Annotated in this window: 20 protein-coding genes; 5 read left to right on the top strand and 15 right to left on the bottom strand. The window is 73.6% G+C overall.

Going from position 1 to position 17,328, the window contains the following annotated elements; all coding sequences use genetic code 11:
- Positions 1 to 3: 3 nt before the first annotated feature.
- The 6 genes from rbfA to rimP all read right to left on the bottom strand — a co-directional run bounded on the left by rbfA (position 4) and on the right by rimP (position 5,937).
- Positions 4 to 483 carry a 30S ribosome-binding factor RbfA gene (gene rbfA, locus ABZX11_RS28475; protein ID WP_176171595.1) on the bottom strand — a complete coding sequence of 160 codons (480 nt, stop codon included), beginning with the start codon at positions 481 to 483 and terminating at the stop codon, positions 4 to 6.
- A 20-nt stretch (positions 484 to 503) separates the two neighbouring features.
- The gene (locus tag ABZX11_RS28470; protein ID WP_176171596.1) at positions 504 to 797 is read right to left on the bottom strand and encodes a DUF503 domain-containing protein; all 294 of its coding nucleotides are present in this window, start codon (positions 795 to 797) and stop codon (positions 504 to 506) included.
- A 72-nt stretch (positions 798 to 869) separates the two neighbouring features.
- On the bottom strand, positions 870 to 3,863 hold the full coding sequence (infB, locus tag ABZX11_RS28465; RefSeq protein ID WP_354918425.1) for a translation initiation factor IF-2: 2,994 nt from the start codon (positions 3,861 to 3,863) through the stop codon (positions 870 to 872).
- A gap of 78 nt (positions 3,864 to 3,941) precedes the next feature.
- A complete protein-coding gene (locus tag ABZX11_RS28460; protein ID WP_254896863.1) occupies positions 3,942 to 4,271 on the bottom strand; it encodes a YlxR family protein in 330 nt (109 codons plus the stop codon).
- Positions 4,272 to 4,348: 77 nt separating this feature from the next.
- Positions 4,349 to 5,407: a transcription termination factor NusA gene (gene nusA / locus ABZX11_RS28455; protein WP_354918421.1), complete on the bottom strand. Its 1,059-nt coding sequence runs from the start codon at positions 5,405 to 5,407 to the stop codon at positions 4,349 to 4,351.
- The gene (gene rimP / locus ABZX11_RS28450; RefSeq protein WP_354918418.1) at positions 5,404 to 5,937 is read right to left on the bottom strand and encodes a ribosome maturation factor RimP; all 534 of its coding nucleotides are present in this window, start codon (positions 5,935 to 5,937) and stop codon (positions 5,404 to 5,406) included. Before rimP ends, nusA begins: the two co-directional genes overlap by 4 nt.
- A 118-nt stretch (positions 5,938 to 6,055) precedes the next feature.
- On the opposite strand from rimP, the gene ABZX11_RS28445 reads away from it, so the two are divergent.
- Positions 6,056 to 6,991, top strand: coding sequence for a ferritin-like domain-containing protein (locus ABZX11_RS28445; protein ID WP_354918415.1), 936 nt, complete (start codon positions 6,056 to 6,058; stop codon positions 6,989 to 6,991).
- A gap of 43 nt (positions 6,992 to 7,034) precedes the next feature.
- Here ABZX11_RS28445 and ABZX11_RS28440 read toward each other — a convergent pair whose 3' ends face one another.
- From ABZX11_RS28440 to ABZX11_RS28420, 5 genes are all read right to left on the bottom strand, one after another.
- On the bottom strand, positions 7,035 to 7,664 hold the full coding sequence (locus ABZX11_RS28440; RefSeq protein WP_176177815.1) for a hypothetical protein: 630 nt from the start codon (positions 7,662 to 7,664) through the stop codon (positions 7,035 to 7,037).
- Between the two features lie 79 nt (positions 7,665 to 7,743).
- Positions 7,744 to 8,757 (bottom strand): aminotransferase class V-fold PLP-dependent enzyme, encoded by a 1,014-nt coding sequence (locus ABZX11_RS28435; protein ID WP_354918412.1) that lies wholly within the window; start codon positions 8,755 to 8,757, stop codon positions 7,744 to 7,746.
- Between the two features lie 41 nt (positions 8,758 to 8,798).
- Positions 8,799 to 9,563, bottom strand: a complete 765-nt coding sequence (locus ABZX11_RS28430; protein ID WP_176171602.1) for an isocitrate lyase/phosphoenolpyruvate mutase family protein — start codon at positions 9,561 to 9,563, stop codon at positions 8,799 to 8,801.
- Between the two features lie 9 nt (positions 9,564 to 9,572).
- On the bottom strand, positions 9,573 to 10,973 hold the full coding sequence (locus ABZX11_RS28425) for a PH domain-containing protein (RefSeq protein WP_354918522.1): 1,401 nt from the start codon (positions 10,971 to 10,973) through the stop codon (positions 9,573 to 9,575).
- Between the two features lie 206 nt (positions 10,974 to 11,179).
- Positions 11,180 to 11,677 (bottom strand): PH domain-containing protein, encoded by a 498-nt coding sequence (locus ABZX11_RS28420; RefSeq protein ID WP_354918409.1) that lies wholly within the window; start codon positions 11,675 to 11,677, stop codon positions 11,180 to 11,182.
- Between the two features lie 92 nt (positions 11,678 to 11,769).
- Here ABZX11_RS28420 and ABZX11_RS28415 point away from each other — a divergent pair, with 92 nt between their 5' ends.
- Positions 11,770 to 12,366 (top strand): TetR/AcrR family transcriptional regulator, encoded by a 597-nt coding sequence (locus ABZX11_RS28415; protein WP_254896864.1) that lies wholly within the window; start codon positions 11,770 to 11,772, stop codon positions 12,364 to 12,366.
- A 119-nt stretch (positions 12,367 to 12,485) separates the two neighbouring features.
- On the opposite strand, the gene ABZX11_RS28410 is transcribed toward ABZX11_RS28415, so the two are convergent.
- Positions 12,486 to 13,136 carry a GPP34 family phosphoprotein gene (locus ABZX11_RS28410; protein ID WP_354918406.1) on the bottom strand — a complete coding sequence of 217 codons (651 nt, stop codon included), beginning with the start codon at positions 13,134 to 13,136 and terminating at the stop codon, positions 12,486 to 12,488.
- 157 nt (positions 13,137 to 13,293) lie between these two features.
- Here ABZX11_RS28410 and ABZX11_RS28405 point away from each other — a divergent pair, with 157 nt between their 5' ends.
- Together ABZX11_RS28405 and ABZX11_RS28400 are read left to right on the top strand one after the other, a co-directional pair.
- Entirely contained in the window at positions 13,294 to 14,529 is a 1,236-nt protein-coding gene (locus ABZX11_RS28405; RefSeq protein WP_354918403.1) for a histidine kinase, read from the top strand.
- Positions 14,504 to 15,154, top strand: a complete 651-nt coding sequence (locus ABZX11_RS28400) for a response regulator transcription factor (protein WP_176171607.1) — start codon at positions 14,504 to 14,506, stop codon at positions 15,152 to 15,154. The genes ABZX11_RS28405 and ABZX11_RS28400 overlap by 26 nt, the downstream gene beginning before the upstream one ends.
- Here ABZX11_RS28400 and ABZX11_RS28395 read toward each other — a convergent pair.
- The 3 genes from ABZX11_RS28395 to ABZX11_RS28385 all read right to left on the bottom strand — a co-directional run bounded on the left by ABZX11_RS28395 (position 15,151) and on the right by ABZX11_RS28385 (position 16,766).
- Positions 15,151 to 15,858, bottom strand: coding sequence for a M50 family metallopeptidase (locus ABZX11_RS28395; protein ID WP_354918399.1), 708 nt, complete (start codon positions 15,856 to 15,858; stop codon positions 15,151 to 15,153). The genes ABZX11_RS28400 and ABZX11_RS28395 overlap by 4 nt on opposite strands.
- A gap of 70 nt (positions 15,859 to 15,928) precedes the next feature.
- Entirely contained in the window at positions 15,929 to 16,300 is a 372-nt protein-coding gene (locus ABZX11_RS28390) for a helix-turn-helix domain-containing protein (protein WP_176171609.1), read from the bottom strand.
- 40 nt (positions 16,301 to 16,340) lie between these two features.
- The gene (locus ABZX11_RS28385; RefSeq protein WP_354918396.1) at positions 16,341 to 16,766 is read right to left on the bottom strand and encodes an SRPBCC family protein; all 426 of its coding nucleotides are present in this window, start codon (positions 16,764 to 16,766) and stop codon (positions 16,341 to 16,343) included.
- A 23-nt stretch (positions 16,767 to 16,789) separates the two neighbouring features.
- On the opposite strand from ABZX11_RS28385, the gene ABZX11_RS28380 reads away from it, so the two are divergent.
- Complete coding sequence (locus tag ABZX11_RS28380; protein WP_354918393.1) at positions 16,790 to 17,320, top strand: TetR/AcrR family transcriptional regulator; 531 nt, start codon at positions 16,790 to 16,792, stop codon at positions 17,318 to 17,320.
- Positions 17,321 to 17,328: the final 8 nt, after the last annotated feature.

The raw sequence follows: 17,328 nt of genomic DNA, 5'->3' as shown, positions 1-17,328 counted from the left end.
GGGTCAGCCCCGGCTCTCCTCCTCCGCGAACTCGTCGTCGTCTTCGGTGTCTTCACGCGGCGCCTTGTACGGGTCGGCTTCGCCCGCGTGCTGGGCGCCCGTCGCGCGGCGGGCGACCTCGGCGTCGGCCTCACGGGCCTTGGCCAGCAGGTCCTCGATGCGCTTCGACTCCTCGGGAATCGTGTCGGCGACGAACGTCAGCGTCGGCGTGTAGCGGACGCCGGTGCCCTGCCCGACCTTCGTGCGCAGCACCCCGCGCGCCGATTCGAGGGCGGCCGCCGCGCCGGCGAAGTCCGGGACGGAGTCCAGCTTCTCGCCGAGGACCGTGTAGTACACCGTGGCGTCGTGCAGGTCGCCGGTGACCTTCGTGTCCGTGATGGTCACGTAGTCCAGCCGGGGGTCCTTGACCTCGTGCTCGATCGCGGACGCCACGATCTGCGAGATCCGCTTCGCGAGCTTGCGAGCCCGAGCCGGATCAGCCATGTCGTTCTCCTAGGGAAAAATCAGTCTTCTGGGCCGAGCAGCCGACGGCGGGCGGAGAGCAGTTCGAACTCCGGCCGGCTCGCCACGTACCGCTCACACGAGTCGAGCACGTCCCGGACGTGCTCGCCACCTTCGGCCACCACGGCCACCCCGATGAGGGTGCGGCGGTGCAGGTCGGCGTGCCCGGCTTCGGCCACCGACACGGCGAAGCGCTTGCGCACCTCGGCCAGCACCGGACGGACCACGGATCGCTTCTGCTTCAGCGAATGGACGTCGCCGAGCAGGATGTCGAGCTCGAGAGCTCCGACGAACATAGGCAAATTTTTAGTGGTGTAGTAGGGAGACACCGGGTGTGCGCGGAAACGCACACCCGGTGTCGAACATCCTTACGCTCGCGGCTTCTCGCGCTGCTCGTACGTCTCGATGATGTCGTCGACCTTGATGTCGCCGTACGAACCGAGCGTCAGACCGCACTCGTAGCCCTCGCGGACCTCGACCACGTCGTCCTTGAACCGCCGCAGCGAGCTGATCGGCAGGTTCTCCGCCACGACGGTGCCGTCGCGGAGCAGACGGGCCCGGGCGTTGCGCCGGATCTCGCCGGACATGACCAGGCAACCCGCGATCGTGCCGATCTTGGAGGACTTGAAGACCTCGCGGACCTCCGCGCGGCCCAGCTCGACCTCTTCGTACTCCGGCTTGAGCATGCCCTTGAGGGCCTGCTCGATCTCGTCGATCGCCTGGTAGATGACCGTGTAGTACCGGACGTCGACGCCCTCGCGGGTGGCCCGCTCGGTCGCCTTGCCCTGGGCGCGGACGTTGAACCCGAGGACGATCGCGTCGGACGCGGTCGCCAGGTCGATGTCCGACTCGGTCACGCCACCGACACCGCGGTGGACCACGTTCAGCTCGACCTCGTCGCCGACGTCCAGCTGGAGCAGCGAGGCTTCGAGGGCCTCGACCGTACCCGAGTTGTCACCCTTGATGATCAGGTTGAGGCTGTTCGTCTCCTTCAAGGCGGAGTCGAGGTCCTCGAGGCTGACCCGCTTGCGGCGCGACGCGTTGAGCGCGTTCCGCGTGCGAGCCGACCGGCGCTCGGCGATCTGCCGGGCGACGCGGTCCTCGTCGACCACCAGGAAGGTGTCACCCGCACCCGGCACCGACGTGAAGCCGATGACCTGGACGGGCCGCGACGGCAGCGCCTCGGTGACGTCGACGTTGTGCTCGTCGACCATCCGGCGGACGCGGCCGTAGGCGTCACCCGCCACGACCGAGTCACCGACGCGCAGCGTGCCGCGCTGGACCAGGACGGTGGCCACCGGGCCGCGGCCGCGGTCGAGGTGCGCCTCGATCGCGACACCCTGGGCCTCCATGTCCGGGTTGGCCCGGAGGTCCAGAGCGGCGTCGGCGGTCAGCAGGATCGCCTCGAGCAGGCCGTCGATGTTGATGTTCTGCCGCGCGGAGATCTCGACGAACATCGTGTCGCCGCCGTACTCCTCGGCGACCAGGCCGTACTCGGTCAGCTGCTGCCGGATCTTGTCCGGGTTCGCGCCTTCCTTGTCGATCTTGTTGATCGCGACCACGATCGGGGCCTTGGCGGCCTGCGCGTGGTTGATCGCCTCGACCGTCTGCGGCATCACACCGTCGTCGGCCGCCACCACGATCACCGCGATGTCGGTCGAGTTCGCACCACGGGCACGCATGGCGGTGAACGCCTCGTGACCCGGGGTGTCGATGAAGGTGATCAGCCGCGGGTTGCCGTCGAGCTCGGTCTCGATCTGGTACGCACCGATGTGCTGCGTGATGCCGCCGGCCTCGCTCTCGCGGACCTTCGTCTTCCGGATCGTGTCGAGCAGGCGGGTCTTACCGTGGTCGACGTGACCCATGATGGTCACGACGGGCGGCCGGACCTGCAGGTCCTCTTCCTCGCCGGAGTCTTCGCCATACGTGATGTCGAAGGTCTCCAGGAGTTCGCGGTCCTCCTCCTCGGGGCTGACGACCTGAACGTTGTAGTTCATTTCGCCGCCGAGCAGCTCGAGGATGTCGTCCGACACGGACTGCGTCGCGGTGACCATCTCGCCGAGGTGGAAGAGCACCTGCACCAGCGAAGCCGGGTTGGCGTCGATCTTCTCGGCGAAGTCGGTCAGCGAGGCACCGCGCGGCAGCCGGATCGTCTCGCCCTGGCCCTTGGGCAGGCGGACGCCGCCGACGCTGGGCGCCTGCATGTTGTCCATGTACTCCTGGCGCTTCTGCCGCTTCGACTTGCGGCCCTTGCGCGAGGGACCACCGGGACGCCCGAAGGCACCCGCGGTACCGCCACGGCCACCGGGGCCGCCGCGACCGCCGCCGCCACCGCGGAAGCCGCCGCCACCGGCCGGGGCGCCGCCCCCACCGGGACCGCCGCCACCCGGGCGGAAGCCGCCGCCACCGCCGCCGCCACCGGGGCCGCCGCGGAAGCCACCGCCGCCGCCACCGCCACCGGGACCGCCGCGGAAACCGCCGCCGCTACCGGGACGACCGCCGCCACCGGGGCCGCCACGGGCGCCGCCGCCGGGGCCACCGCGGGCGCCGCCACCGGGACCGGCGGGACGCTGCGTGCGGCCCGGCATCATGCCGGGGTTCGGCCGCGGGGGCATGTTGCCCGGGCTCGGCCGGTTGCCACCGGCGCCACCACCCGGCCGCGGGGCCGGACGGTCACCGCCGGCGCCACCGCCGGGACGCGGGGGCCGGTTGTCGCCGCCCTGGCCGCCGCCGGGGCGCGGAGCCTGCGGGCGCGGGGCCGGGGCGCCGGAACCGACGCCGAACGGGTTGTTGCCGACGCGCGGGGTGCGCGGGCCGGGCTTGGGACCGCCGGGCTTGGGGCCCTGCGGCTTCGGCGGGACGACCGAGCCGGTGCCGCCCTGGGCGGGCGCGGCCGGGGTGTCCTGCTTGGGCGCGGCAGGAGCTTCGGCCTTCGCGGCCGGGACCTGCTGCTGGGGTGCGGGCGTGGCCGGGCGCGGGCCGGGCCGCGGGCCGGGGCGCTGCCCCGGGGTGGCCGGCTTCGCCGCGGCGGGCGCCTGCTGCTGGGGTGCGGCCGGAGCCGACTGGACCGACGGGGCCGGAGCCGCCTGGGCCGCCGGAGCCTGCTGGGCAGGCGCGGGGGGCTTCGGAGCGGCGGGCCCGGGCTTGGCGGCCGGCGGACCGGGGCGCGCCGACGGACCGGGCGTGGGCTTCTTGGCGCCCTTGGGGGCGTACGCGTCGCGGAGACGGCGGGCGACGGGCGCCTCGACCGTGGACGACGCGGACTTGACGAACTCGCCCTGTTCCTTCAACTTCGCGAGCACGTCCTTGCTGGTGATGCCGAGCTCCTTCGCGAGCTCGTGTACGCGGGCCTTGCCTGGCACAACTCTCCTCATCTAGGGGAGGCCAGGCGGAAAACCCGCTGACCTCGTCCTTATTGTCTGACGCTCATGGCTTCAGCTTCACGGCTGACTCATGACGGGTCGACCTGCTTCCTTGCTTCCTCGCGACTCCGGGGACGTCCCGGGTTCGTGGTGCGTGGTTCGTGGTGCTCCGGTGCGCCCGACGTGCTCGCGGACCTCGCGGGCGTCGAGCGCCCCGGGAGCCCGCAGGGCCCTCGGGAATGCTCGCCGCCGTTCGGCCTTGGCCAGGCAGTCCGGGTCGGGGTGCAGCCAAGCCCCCCGGCCCGGCAGCCGCCGACGCTCGTCGACGACCACCCGCCCGGCCACCGCGACCACGCGCAGCAGCTCACCGATCAATGCCCGCCGCTTGCAGCCGACACAAGTCCGCACCGGGGAAATCCGGTGGGGCTGGTGCTCGGCTACCCGCCGCGGGCTTCGAACCACTCCTGAGTCTAGCGCTTCGACCTTCACTCAGCCGAACCGGTTGTCGCGGCGGGCCGCGACGGACGGGCGTGGTCTTGATCACCCCCGCGATCGTCACCGTCGTCCGCCGGTGCGGCGTCGCTGCGGATGTCGATCCGCCAGCCGGTCAGGCGGGCGGCGAGGCGGGCGTTCTGGCCCTCCTTGCCGATCGCCAGCGACAGCTGGAAGTCCGGCACCACGACACGGGCGGTCTTCGCCCGCTCGTCCACGACTCGTACCGAAACAACCTTCGCGGGCGACAGCGCATTCCCGACGAAGCGAGCCGGATCCTCGGAGTAGTCGATGATGTCGATCTTCTCGCCGGCCAGCTCGCTCATCACGTTGCGCACGCGCGCGCCGACCGGGCCGATGCAGGCGCCCTTGGCGTTGACGCCCGGCACGGTGGACTTGACCGCGATCTTCGTGCGGTGCCCCGGCTCGCGCGCGACGGCGGCGATCTCGACCGTGCCGTCGGCGATCTCCGGCACCTCGAGCGCGAACAGCTTGCGCACCAGGTTCGGGTGCGAGCGCGAGAGCGTGATCTGCGGGCCGCGGTTGCTGCGCGACACCGTGACCACGTACGCCTTGATCCGGCTGCCGTGCTCGTAGGACTCCCCGGCGACCTGCTCGCCGGAGGGCAGCACGCCTTCGGTGTCACCCACCTGGACCACGACCATGCCGCGGGCGTTCGCGCGGGCGTCGCGCTGGATGACGCCGGCGACGATCTCGCCCTCCTTGGTGGAGAACTCGCCGAAGGTCTTCTCGTGCTCGGCGTCGCGCAGCCGCTGCAGGATGACCTGGCGGGCGGTGGTGGCGGCGATCCGGCCGAACCCCTCCGGGGTGTCGTCCCACTCCTCGTCGACCTGGCCGTCGTGGGTCAGCGTGTGCGCGAGCACGCGCACCAGGCCCGTCTTGCGGTCGATGTCGATGCGGGCGTGCGGCTGGTGGCCCTCGGTGTGCTTGTACGCGGTGAGCAAGGCCGTCTCGATGGCCTCGATCACCGTTTCGAAGGGGATGTCCTTGTCCCGTTCGATCGCCCGCAGCGCGGCGATGTCGACGTTCACTTCGACCCCTTCTCCGTCTCGGCCGTGATCAAGCCGGACGCGTCGTCTTCGAGCAGTTTCAGGTCCTCGGCGGGCGGCTGCTTGAACTCGATCTCCACGACCGCCTTCGCCACGTCGGCGTAGCGGACGTCGCGGATCTTGCCGCCTTCGAGGACGCGGGCGGCGTGCTCGCCCGCGTGGCCGACCCGGCCGATGAAGGGCGCGCCGTCGGCCGGGGTGACCTTGACCAACCGGAACCGCGCGCGCCGCCAGTGCCGCTGCTGGGTGAGCGGGCGGTCGAGCCCCGGCGAGGTGACCTCCAGCGTGTAGGCGCTCGCCAGCACGTGGTCGTTCTCGTCGAGCGCCGCCGAGACCTTGCGGCTGACCTCGGCGACCTCGTCCAGCCCGACACCGTCGTCGGCGTCGACGACGACCTTGACCAGCTGCCGCCGGCCGGCCTGCTGCACCTCGAACGAATCGAGGTCGAAACCCGCGGCGGTGACGGCTTCGGCCACTATCGGCTGAAGCCGGCTGGCGAGTTCTCCTGGCACGTGGGGGTCTCCTTGCTCGGGCTGGGTGGTCGGGTCGGTGGTGGACCAGCTTATCCGGTCGCCCGGTCACCCCGCGCGAGCGGCGGGGCCGCCCCGGGGCCTGGCAGGATGGGGCGGCGTGACCGGAAGACCGACCGAGCTGACCCGCCGCGGCGCCCTCCGCGCGGGGGCACTGGCCGCACTGGCCGTTCCCCTCGCCGCCTGCGGGCCCGGCTACGACGAAAGCCCCGACCCGCTGCAGCCGCTGCTGGCCGCCGCCCAGGCCGACGCCGACGCCGCGCGGGCGCTGGCCAAGGGCGCGGACGCCGACGCCGCCGGCCAGCTCGCCGACGCGCGCGCGGCGCACGCGGCCGCCCTGAAGTCCGAAGTGGACCGGCTGAACCGGCCCACGCCGTCGCCGTCGGCGGCCCCACCCGCCCCGGCCGCGCTCGGCGACCTGAAGGACCGCCTGGCGGCCGCGCGCAAGCAGGCCGAAGACCTCGTCGGCGGCCTGCCCCGCTACCGCGCCGGGCTGGTCGCGGCGATCGCGGCGGGCTGCGCGTCGCTGCAGCGCCTCGCCCCGGCGCTGGGCCCGGGCGAGGACGTCCCGAAGGTGGGTGCCGCCCCGGCCGGCGCGGTGCCGCCGGAGGCGGTCGACCCGCTGCAGGTGGCACTGGCGGCCGAGCACGCCGCCGTGTGGGTGTACGGGCTCGTCAGCGCGTTCCTGCCGGGTGACTTCGGCGACGCGGAGAAGAGCGGTGCGGCCGAGCACGCCCTGCGCCGCGACTTCCTGCAGACGGCGCTCTCGGCCGCCGGGGCGACCCCGGTGGCGCCGGAGGCGGCGTACGTGCCGAAGAACCCGGTGACGGACGCGAAGTCGGCGTCCCAGGTGGTGGCGACGGCCGAAGCGGACTGCGCGTCGGCGTGGCTCGCGGTGATCGACCACACCGACGACGCCGGCCTGCGCACGACGGCGCTGCACGCGCTGGTCGCCGCCGCCCGCCGGGGCACGCCCTGGCGCGGCGAAGCCGGTCAGAAGCCGGTGGCGATCGCCATGCCCGGCCGGACCGCCTGACGCACCTGGTGTGGGTGAGGCGGGCTCCGGCCCGCCTCACCACTCAGGAGGGGAGGTCGTCCGACAGGCGCAGCGCGTCGTCGGCGATCCGCTCGATCAGGTCCTTGTCCTTGTGCTTGTCGTAGAAGTCGGCCAGCACGATCGTCGTGTTCGTGCCGACGACCCGCGACGAGTACGCCGCGTCCTTGCCGCTCACGCTCGGGGTGCCGGTGCCCGCGAAGGTCTTGTCCTTGACCAGGTCCGTGACGTTCCCGGTGCCGTCCTGCTCGGTCAGCGTCTTGAGCGCCTTCGCCTTCGTCGAGTCGGGCATGCCGACCAGCGCCACGGACACCAGCGCCTTCGCGCCGCCCGACTCCGTCGTGTACAGCGCCCGGACCAGCGACCGGCACGGGTTGTCCTGGAAGAAGTCCTTCGTCCGGCCGTAGGACTTCTCGGCGCAGTCGGTGGTCTTCACCGGCCCGGCGACCAGGGTGTACTGGAACTGCCCGGTGTTCTGCGCCGGCGGCTGCGCGACCGGCTGGTCCGGCGTCGAGTCGTGCCGGATCAGGAACCACAGCAGCCCGGACACGACGGCGATCGCGACCAGCCCGGCGCCCTTGAGCAGCAGGGACCGGGTGTCGCGCGCCGGCGGGCCCGGTACGGGCGGGCGGGGCTGCGGGGGTACCGCGCCCAGCGGGGCCGTGTCGGACGGGCCTGGGGTGAAATGCGCACCAACCACGGGGACATACGGTAGTTCACCCGCCGCCGCGAGTTCACTCGAATGCGGGTAACAGGCGTTCGACGTCGTCAAGCGTGTTGTAGAGGTGGAAGCCGACCCGCACCCGGCCACCGCGGACGCTGGACACGACGCCCGCGTCCGCCACCCGCCGCGGGTCCGCGTCGAGCGACACGATCGCGGTGCCGCGCGGCTCGAGGCCGAGCTTCTCCAGCAGCGCGTCGGCCAGGCCGGTGTTGTGCGCCCGGACCTCGGCCAGGTCGAGCCCGGCGAAGTACTCCAGGGCCGCCGCGGAGCCGACCTGGGCCAGCCAGACCGGCGACAGGTCGAACGCGCGGGCGTCGCCGGCCAGCCGCAGCGGCAGGCCGTAGACCGTGGCCCAGGGGTCCTCCCCCGCGTACCAGTTCGCCGCCACCGCCCGGGTGCGCTCCTGGGCGTCCGGCCGCACCGCGAGCCAGGCGGTGCCGCGCGGCGAGCAGAGCCACTTGTAGCCCGCCCCGACGACCCAGTCCGCCCACGCCACGTCCAGCGGCAGCCAGCCGACCGCCTGGGTCGCGTCGAGCAGCACGGCCGCGCCGGCGGCCGCGGCCGCGGCACGTAGGGCAGGCAGGTCCACGATCCGGCCGTCGGCGGACTGGACGACGCTCACCGCGACGAGGTCGTACCCCTCGACCCGCGACGGCAGCTCGGCCAGGGGCACCTCGGTCACCGTGACGCCGGGCTGCGCCGCGAAGGGGAAGGTCACGCTGGTGAAGTCGCCTCCGGCGGTGAGCACGCGGGTGCCGGCGGGCACCGCGGCGGCGACGTTGGCGATGAGCTGCGAGACCGAGGCGCCGCTCGCCACCCGCTCCGGCTCGACGCCGAGGAGCCGGGCGAACCCGGCCCGGGCCCGGGTGACGTACTCGTCGAACTCCCCCGGCCGGGTCGCGCCGGTCCGCCAGCGTTCCACGGACTCGGCCACCGCCGCGGCCACCGGCGCGGGCGGGACGCCCACGCTGGGCGTGTTCAAGTATCCGGGCGGGGCGGCGAAATCGGTTCCGAAGGCGCGCATACCCCAAGCCAAACAGATCCGGCCCGGGCGGTTCACCCGATTTACGGCAGCAGCGCCGTGACGTCGGCGTAGGACGGCGGGCGCAGCGGCAGGTCACGGCCGTCGCGCACGGCCAGCGCGGTCCCGGCCGCCGCGGCGAGGGCCATCCGGTACGGCAGCGAACCCAGGCTGACCCGCGCGACGCCCAGCTCCGCCAGCCCGGCGAGGGTGGCTTTCCCGGGCAGGAACAGCAGGTTGACCGGCAGGCCGACGGCGACGATCCGCTCGACGTCCGCCGGCTCGGCGAGGCCGGGGACGAAGACGCCGTCCGCACCCGCCGCCGCGTACGCCCGCACCCGCCGCTCGGCCTCGGCGAGCGAGCGGTCGCCGGCCCAGTGCGTGTCCGTCCTGGCGTTGACGAACAGCTCCGGCACGCGCTCCTTCACCGCCGTGACCAGCGCGCTCTGGGCCTCGACCGTGGCGAGTGAACCGTCGGCCCGGCCGTCTTCGAGGTTGACGCCTGCCACGCCCGCCGCGGCCAGTTCGGCGGCGAGGTCGGCGACCGCGGCCGGGTCGGTGCTGAAGCCGTCGGCGATGTCGACGGTGACGAGGACGTCCAGCCGGGTCAGGCGGGTGGCGAGGGCGACGGTCGCGGCGCGCGTCGACGGCGCGCCGTCCGGCTCCCCCGCCGCCGCGGAGACGCCGAGGCTGGTCGTGCCCAGTGCCCGGAAGCCCTGCGCGGCGAGGAAGGCGCCGACGCCGAACTCCCAGGCGTTGGGCAGCAGCAGCGGGGCGCCGGGGACGTGCAGGGCACGGAATTCGTCCATGCCCCGAACCTAGGTCCGCGACGCTTCGGCGGGCGCCGAAGCCTCGAGGAACGGCGTCAGCACCCCCGGCACGGCGCCGTCCGCGAACACCAGGCCCTCGCCGGCGGCGGCGTCGCGGATCGCGTAGGCGCCGGAGCCCGCCGCGGTGGTCGCGGTGAACGTCGCGAGGCCGCGCCGCCGCTGGAACACCGACTGCTTCACGGTCCAGCCGATCACCCCGTCCCTGGCCAGCAAGGCCGTGCCGCGGCGGACGGTGCCCGCGCGCGTCACCAGGTAGCGGCCGCGCAGGCCGTGCCCGAGGCCGCGGTGGGCGTCCAGGGCGAGCAGGACGGCGACCGGCAGCGCGACGAGGGCGAGCGCGCCGCCGAGCACGAGCGGCACGTCGGTGAGCAGCGCACCGAGCACCAGCAGGACCAGCACCGGCCCGAGCGCGGCGGCCACCGCCCACCGCAGCCGCCGCCCGCGGGCCGCGGGTGGGTGCGGGACCAGCTCGACGGTCTCGACGCGCTCGCCGAGGACCTGGGCCACGACGTCGTGCGCGACGGTTTTCGGTGCGGGTGGCAGGAGTGTCTTGGACTCGGTCTTGTCGTCGTCCCGCCGCAGGCCGGTGGCGATGGCGTCCACGCGCGCGGCGCCGGCGAGCCGGGCACCGAGCGGCTCGACCAGTTCGACCCCGCGCAGCCGCCGTTCCTCGATGGTCGTCGACCGGGTGGTGAGCAGCCCGCGGCGGACGCGCAGGGTGCCGCCGGGTTCGCGGTCCAGCCGGTAGTGCCACCACATTTCGGTGAACAGGCCGGTGGCGCCGGCCACCCCGGCGGCGATCGCCAGGACGAGCAGGAGCAGGACGCTCGCGGCCAGGGGGAGGTCACCGAAGAGGCCGAGGAGCCGGCCGAGCAGGCGGCCGCCGGCCCCGAACCAGTCGGCGACCTTGAACAGCGACCCGAACGCGGCCAGCCCGAGCGCCGGGGCGACGAAGGAGACGGGGGCGTACCGGATCCACCGCGGGTCGAATGTCCTGATCGGACCGTCCTCGGTGGAGTCTTGCGGGGTCCGGTGGAGGAGTTCGGTGCGCAGGGCTTCGGCGTCGGCTCTGGCCAGCGGGGAGAGGGTGATCGTGTCCTGCTGCCCGGTGCCGATGGTGAGCGCGGCGACGCCGAACGCGCGGTGCAGCGGGTTGGCGGTCAGGTCGGCGGTGCGGATGCGTTCGCGGGACAGGGATTTGCGGGTGTGGACGGCGAAGCGGAACTCGATTTCGAGGCGCTCGGCGGTGCAGCGGAAGCGGGTGTGCCGCCACCGGAGGTATTCGGCGAGCACCCCGGCGGCGACGAGGAGCGCGGCGGCGGGGAGCAGCCAGAGGGACCGGGTACCGATGGCGACGGGGGTCCCGGCGGAGACGGCCACGCCGGCCATGAGGACCGCGGTGACGCCGAGGGCCCGCCGATCCAGCCGACGCCAGCCCGCCGAGGCGGCGGAGCTGCCCCGGTCTTCGCCCGCCCCGCTGCCGATTTCGCCGGCTACGGCGGCGCGCGAGCCACCAGCCGCAGCGGCCCCGGCGGTGCCGTCTTCTCCGCCGCCGCGTGGAGGTGTTCCCGCGGCCGCGGGGGCGTGTTCCGCGGTCATGTCGCGTCCCCCGGGATGGCGTCCGTGCGCTCGGTCAGCCGTTCCGCCACCTCGGCCGCGACCTCGGCGGCCAAGCCGCGAAGCCGGACCGCGCCGCGCGCCGACGCCGTCGTCACCGTGACCGTCGCCAAGCCGAAGCGCTGCTGCAGCGGGCCGCGCAGGGTGTCGACCGTCTGGACCCGGGACAGCGGTACCACCCGCCACTCCTGCCACAGGAACCCCGCGCGCACGTAGACCGCCGTGTCGGTGACCTCCCAGCGGTGCACCCCGAACCACCACCGCGGCAGGACCGCGCACGAGGCCATCCCCAGCACCGCGAGCACGACCGCCGGGGCCAGCAGCCAGACCGCGGCCGGCGGGAGCAGCACGCCGAGGACCGCGAGCACCAGTACCGCGGGCCCGAACGCCAGCGCTCCCTGCGCGCGCCACCAGGCGATCGCGCGGCGGTCGAGCGCGTGGCGCGGTGGCCGCAGCCTTACTTCTCCGGTCTCCACCGGACACCCCCGAGACTGTTTTACAATGCGGTCGCATCGTAACGGCGGAAGCCCGATTTTCGCAATGCGATCGCATGACAACGGGAGCGGACGTGCCGAAGCAGGTGGACCACGAGCAGCGCCGGGTGCAGATCGCCGAGGCACTGCAACGGCTGACCACGCGCGCCGGCCTGGAAGGCGTCAGCCTGCGCCAGGTCGCGGCCGAGGCCGGCATGTCCATGGGGTCGGTGCAGCACTACTTCCGGACCAAGGACGAAATGCTGCGCTACGCCCTCGAACACCGCCACCGACTCCGCAGCGAGCGGATCACCGCGAAGGTGCTGGCCGACGGCCCGCCGACCCCGCGCTCGATCCTGCGCGCCTGCCTGGTCGAAATCCTCCCGCGCGACGCCGACAGCGAGGCCGACTTCCTCATCGGCGTCGCGTACTTCATCCGCGCGGTGGCGGATCCGGCGATGGCGAAGGCGTTCGGCGAAGGCATGCCGGAGCTCCTGGAGTTCTTCGCCGGCCAGGTCCGCCAGGCCCAGGAGGCGGGCGACGTCCCGGCGTGGGCCGACCCCGAGACCGAGGCGGCCCTGCTCTGGGCGATCGCGGACTCCCAAGGCTCGGAAATCCTGATGGGCCACCGCACTCCGGCCCAGGCCATCTCCACAGTGGACTACTACCTCGACCGCCTCTTCACGAACTGAGGCCGTGTCGTCCCCGCAATCACGCGTGCTGGCTCCTCAATCACGCGTGCCGACCCGGAGCACGGGCCGACGCGCGTGATCTCGGGGTCGACACGCGTGATCGCCGGGACGACACGGCGTCAGCCGCCGCCTCCGGAAGCCGCGGCGATCCGGGCCGTGCGGGCGGCGCGGAGTTCGCGGATCACCTTGCGCAGGGCCGGGACCGCGGCCCCGGCCTGCTCCTCCAGCCCGGCGAGCCGGTCGCGGTGGCGGCGGCGCTCACCCCTCGAGAGCACCGCCGCCCGCTCGACCGCCGCCGTCAGCGCCGTCAGCGCCGCGACGTCCGCGGACACCGGCGCGTCACTCCGCAACGCCGCACGCACCTCGTCGCGCAGCGCCGCGGCCGCCGCGGGCTCGCGAACCTCCGGACGGCGCCGCGGGAACAGCCCCAGCACCCGGGACGTCCGCAGCGAAATCACCCCGGCCGCGTCGAGCTGTTCCTCCAGGGACCGCAACGTCTCGCGCGCGCCGCGGCGCACCCAGGCGCGCCACTTCCGGTGCGGGTCGGCGGCGAGCTCGGCGAGCAGGTCGTCGAGCACCAGGTGCCCCGTGCCGCCCGCTCCCGAGGCTACCGGGCGGCCGCCGTCGTCGGTGATCCGGCCGCGCAGCACCAGGTCCGTCAGCGCCGCCGCGCGGACCAGCAGCGCCACCCGCTCGCGGTCCGGCAGCCGGTCGCGCGCCGTGTCGCACGCCAGCAGGTACGCCCGGGCCGGCAAGGACAGCTCGCCCATCGCGGTTCCCTCCCTCGTCGTCCGCTCCAGTCCACCGCGAACCCGGGCCCGAGCGAAACCGGCCGAGGATGGTGCCCGTCGCGACGAACGTGGCTGCCGGGCGCAACTTTGGTTGCATCCTCCGGCGGCGGCCCGTGGCAGCGGTTACCGTGACCGCGTGACCACCGCCCGGCGGCCGCTGTGGCCGAGCCGCTCCGACGCCTGCTGGCTGTTCGGCGCGGCGCTGGCGTTCGCCGGGATGAACGTCCTCTTCCACCTCATCGGCGACCGGACGACCGGTGCGTGGGGCCCGGCCGCCGGGCTGGTCCTGCAGGTCGCCTGCGACCTCAGCCTGGTGCTGCTGTTCCGGTTCCCCGGCCCGGTGTGCGCGTTCGTCACCGCGGCGGCGGTCGCGATGCTGGTGACCGACACCTTCGCGCCCGGCCTGCTCGTGCCGGTCCACCCGCTCGCGCTGACCACCGTGCCGACGATCACCCCGGTGATCCTGTCCCAGGCCGCGCGGGTGCTGGACAAGCGGAGCGTGCTCTGGGTGGCCGGCGTAATGGCCGTGATCGCCTCGCGGCCGTGGGCGCCGAGCTGGTCGACCACGCCGTTCGGCCTGCTCAACACCGCGCTGCCGGCGCTGGCCTCGCTGTACTTCGCCGCCCGACGGCAGCTGCTGCAATCCCTGCGGGACCGGGCGGAACGCGCCGAGCGCGAACAGCACCTGCTCGCCGAGCAGGCCAGGGCCGCGGAACGGCGGCGCCTGGCGGGCGAGATGCACGACGTCGTCACGCACCGGCTCAGCCTGATGGTGCTGCACGCCGGTGCCCTCGGCGTGACGTCGGCCGACCCGGCCGCGCGGACGGCGGCCGAGGACATCCGCCGCGAAGGGGCGCTGGCCCTGGACGAGCTGCGCGACCTGGTCGGCGTCCTGCGCAACGGCGCCGAGGCCGGGCCGCGCACGCTCAGCCCGGCCGAGCCCGGCGACCCGGCGCGGCTGGTCGAGGAGTCCCGGTCGGTCGGCGTGCCCACGGACCTGGTGGTGGACGGCGATCCGGCGCAGCTGTCGCCGACCGTCGCGCGCACCGCGTACCGGCTCGTGCAGGAGGCGCTGACGAACGTGCGCAAGCACGCGCCGGGTGCGTCGGCGACGGTGTCCCTGCGCTACCACCCGGGCGGCCTCGACGTCTCGGTCGATAGCACGGCGGCGGCGCTCCCGCCCGACCCGGCGCTGGCCGGCAGCGGATCCGGCGCCGGGCTGGCCGGCCTGCGGCAGCGCGTCGAACTGGTCGGCGGGCGGTTCGACGCGGGCCCGCGACCGGGCGGCGGGTTCCGGGTCGGTGCGATACTGCCCGCCTACGTCCCGACGGCGGAAGGCACGCACTGTGATCCCGGTGCTCGTGGTCGATGACGAGCCGATGGTGTGCGCGCACCTGCGCACGATCCTGGGTTCGGCGGACGACATCGAGGTGGTCGCCCAGGCCGCCGACGGCGCCGAAGCCGTCGAGGCGGTGGTCCGGCACCGGCCGCGGGTGGTGCTGATGGACCTCCGGATGCCGGGCGTGGACGGGCTGACGGCGATCGCCCGCATCACGGCGCTGCCGGACCCGCCGGCGGTGGTGGCACTGACCACGTTCGACGCGGACACGTACGTGATCCGCGCGCTGCGCGCGGGCGCGGCGGGCTTCCTGGTGAAGTCGACACCCCCGGAGGACCTGATCGGCCTGGTCCGCGTGGCGGCGGACGGCCACACGGTGCTGTCACCGTCGGCCGCGCGCCGGCTGGTGGCGTTGTCGTCGGACAGCCGGGAACGCGGCGAGGACGCCCGCCGCCGCATCGCGGGTCTCACGGACCGCGAGCGGGACGTCTTGGCGTGCCTGGGTTCCGGACTGTCCAATGCGGACATCGCGGCGCGCCTGCACCTCGCCGAGGCGACGGTGAAGAGCTACGTCTCGCGGATGCTCGTGAAGCTGGACTGCGCGAACCGGACGCAGGCCGGGCTGCTGGCCCACGAGGCGGGTCTGGTGGCCCGTTAGGGAAACAGCAGCGGGGCGGCGTGCCAGATCGCCCAGCCGTTGAGCAGGAACCACCCGCCGATCCACAGCGGCGACGGCATTTTGGTCTGCTTGGCCAGAATGGCGGCGTCATCCGTATGGCCGCGGAAGCCTTTCTCGCGGCGGTTCGTGACGAGGACCCGCACCCCGGCGAGCTCACTCGTCAGCAGCAGCCAGGCTTCGGTGTAGGCGACGGCGGTGCGCAGCCAGGCCGGGGCATAGCGCAAGGCCGCGTACACGACCGCCCCCACCAGGAAGATCATGATCAAGGTGCGCAGGTCCCGCGCGAACAGCAAGAGGAACACCATGGCGACGAGGGTCAGCACGAGCACGGCCTGGACGTGCCCGCGGTGCAGCAGGACGGCCGCTCCCAGCCCGGCGAGCGGCGGCATCGCGTACCCGGCGGCGCCGACCAGGACATTGGCGAGGCCCGCAGTACCGCGCGACAACGTGCCGCCGCCTTCGGCGTCGTCGATCTTCACGCGGCTGACCGTCCCGCCCATCAGCAGCACCAGCAGGGCATGGCCGCCCTCGTGGAAGAGGGTGCCGAGGACGTTGGCGTTGCGCAGGAGGCTCCGCCGCCCACTGGGCGGCGTGACGACCGAGGTCAGCGACACCGCGAAGGCGAACAACGCGGTGAGGGCAACGACTCCCCAGCCCGGAGGGGGCACGGTCTCGTTGAGCACCGCGACAGTGTCCCTGCGGACGGGACGAACGAACCCGTAACGGGACGAACTGTCCAGGAGCTGTCAACTGCTAAGCGGAAGCGGGCGTGTGCTCCGCGTCGTAGGCGTCCCGGGCCTCCTGGACCGACGCCATGTGCTGCCGGGCCCAGCGGTCCAGCATGTCCAGCGGCTCGGACAGGTTGCGTCCCAGTGCCGTCAGCTCGTACTCGACCTTCGGCGGGATCGTCGGGTACGCCGTGCGGGTGAGGATGCCGTCGCGGACCAGGCTGCGCAACGTCTGCGTCAGCACCTTCTGGGAGATCCCGTCCACGCGGCGGCCGAGCTCGGTGAACCGCAGCGGGCCGGCGGACAGCGCGCCGACGATCAGCACCGTCCACTGGTCGCCGATCCGGTCGAGCAGCTGGCGAGTCGGGCAGTTGCGGTCGTACGGATCGGGCCCCACGGCACGCCTCCTCACTCTCCCAGGGAGAGTAACACGCCGATCAGGCGGTGGCCCGGGCCAGACCCGCGGCCACCCGCTTGATGAACGAGCCGAGGAACCACCGGTAGAACCAGCCGGTGCCGGGGATCTTCGGCGTGAACGTCGAGTGCCAGTGGATGTCGGTGCCGCCGTCGCGGGGTGAGAGGTCGACGTAGGCGACGTAGTCCCGCAGCGGCAGGCCGTGCTCCAGCGCGTAGCCGAACCGGCGGCCCGGCTCGAGCGCCACGATCCGTTCGTACGAGCGCACGCCGTTGGTCTTGAACAACCGGACCGCGCCGAGCCCCTCCGGCTCGCCTTCCCCTTCGCGGACCAGCTCGAACGACCCCAGCGGCGACCACTTCGGCCAGCTCGCGCCGTCCCGCAGCAGCGCGTACAGGTCGGCGGCCGAAGCGGCCGAGGAGGCGTGCACCGAGATTCTTTGTACCATTTGGTACGTGTACCATCCGGTACATGATCGGCACAAGCCCGCGCGCCAAGCTGCTCGACGCGGCGATCGACCACATCGCCCACCACGGCGGCGCGGACCGGAGCCTGCGGGCGCTGGCCGCGGACCTCGGCACCAGCCACCGCATGCTGATCTACCACTTCGGGTCGAAGGAAGGCCTGCTCACGGCGGTGGCGCGGGAGGTGGAAGCCCGCCAGCGCGCCGCGCTCGCCGACCTCGATCCGGCGGACTTCTGGCGCCGGCTCTCCGACGACGACCTGCGCGCCAACGAAAAGCTGTTCTTCCAGCTCTACGGCCAGGCCCTCGGTGGCGCCCCGGGCACGGCGGAGTTCCTCGACGGCGTGATCGACGACTGGCTCGGCCCCATCGAAGCCCGGCTCGCCCGGCTCGGCGTCCCGGAGGCCGACCGGCCCGCCCACGCCCGGCTCGGGCTCGCCGTGACCCGCGGGCTGCTGCTCGACCTCGTCACGACCGGCGACCGCGAAGCCGTCGACGCCGCGATGAAGAAGTTCCTGGCGATGTACGAAAAACCGTGATCCCCTGT

Source organism: Amycolatopsis sp. NPDC004169, assembly GCF_040610315.1.
Taxonomy (GTDB): Bacteria; Actinomycetota; Actinomycetes; order Mycobacteriales; family Pseudonocardiaceae; genus Amycolatopsis.
Note: the sequence above shows the minus strand (reverse complement) of the source record. Positions and strands in the feature narration are given on the sequence as shown.